Source organism: Vibrio sp. 1F253 (assembly GCF_041439295.1).
In the GTDB taxonomy this organism is placed as follows: Bacteria; Pseudomonadota; Gammaproteobacteria; order Enterobacterales; family Vibrionaceae; genus Vibrio; species Vibrio tasmaniensis_A.
Map to the genome: position 1 here is coordinate 1 of NZ_JBGONU010000134.1, position 1,549 is coordinate 1,549.

The following is a 1,549-nucleotide window of genomic DNA, read 5'->3' on the forward strand; positions in this document are numbered from 1 at the left end:
AGAGAAGCTGCTTAGTAAACAAGCGAATGATGACAACTACCTTGAAAAACGCCGATTTTTTTCCATTACAAGTTCCACAACTCCAGATTAAATTTTTTGAGTAGATTGAAAAATCAGGGTGTATTTCTTTGGGAATGTAATGATCTACTGTAACAGCTGGAAGAAGTCCACAGTTAGGGCATATTTGTCTAAGATGAACATCTTGGTTTAATTTAATGGAATTTTTTAAATCACTTACAGTATTAGATCTCCCCTCATAAAGGTATATAAGAGCTTCTTTTTCTGTATTATTTCTATTTGAATTGGAGATTGTCAATAAATCATTATTATTGAATTTATTATCATACTCTAAGTATCTAACTTTAACACTACTAGACAAAGACTCAAGTGTCGGTTTTTTTGTTGGCAAACCTTTGTAAGTGCTATTCATTGCACCGACGGCTATTGTATATATGTTATCATTGTCACATACATAAGGTTTTATTTTTCATTATTACGAAGGCTCTCTAAATACAGCTCACAGCTTAAGCTAAGTTTTCCTTCGAAGAGGTCGTTTATTTCCTCTATACTATTATTTCTAAATAAATTTTTTAATAATTCTTTATAAGGCTGGTTTATTTCAAAAGTGTTAAAAACCTCGTTAGTGATCGAGCTTAAACTATCTCCTAAAGTCTCTATTTCTAGTACTCTAGAGTTAACTTTACCACTATTGTTATCAAATACACGGATGAACTTAGATGGTACTTGTTGAAGTACTATTGGAGAGTGTGTAGCTATAATTGCATAGGCGTTTAGGTCTATAAGAATGTGTTTTATCGCCGGAATTAAATGTGATATAGCTCTTGGGTGAAGATGAAGTTCTGGTTCATCAAATAACAAACTTGATTCTTTTTTTGTCTCCGCAATTATTTGTGTGAAAGAATATAGTAATATACTTTCTCCAGAGCTTAATAATTTATTATCTATTATGTTGGAGAATATTTTTCTATCAAAAAATTCTTCTTTTATGTAATTTAATTTATCATCAGGTATGAAATTATTTAAAGTATCTAACCAAAGATCAATAGCGTGTCTTTCTGATATTTTTTTACAACATGATTTATATACAGATAACATGTTCTTTCTGTTCATAAACCCGTCTTTGTTTCTTAAACCACAATATTTATAACTAAACGTTTTTTTCTCCGCTGGTATTTCAAATGTATCGAAAGCACTAAATGATGCAGAGATCACTTTACTAAATGAAGGGCGGTGTTCTGTGAATACTCCCTTATTCTTTCGACCGCTAAGACTTAAAGCCAAATCAGCCAAATAAGTCGTTTTTCCTGTTCCGTTCTCTCCAATAATGACATTAATTCTTGATTTTATTGGGATTCTACTGTCAAAATCGAAAAAACAAGATGTGTTATACGCTTCATCACCATTATTGAATTCGAACGAAAAAGAGTCAGTATAGCTCTCTTTATTTACTATATACCGCCCTAATTTTAAAGCTCCGGCGTTTTTCAAGGTAGTTGTCATCATTCGCTTGTTTACTAAGCAGCTTCTC

General features: G+C 31.6%; 2 protein-coding genes. Both read right to left on the reverse strand.

The genetic code is table 11. The features are described from left to right. Positions 1 to 430, reverse strand: a 430-nt coding sequence (locus ACED28_RS23180) for an HNH endonuclease signature motif containing protein (protein WP_371710853.1), incomplete at its 3' end; no start/stop codon positions are given. A 50-nt stretch (positions 431 to 480) separates the two neighbouring features. Beyond that, positions 481 to 1,549 (reverse strand): AAA family ATPase (locus tag ACED28_RS23185; RefSeq protein WP_371710854.1); only part of this gene is annotated, 1,069 nt, incomplete at its 5' end.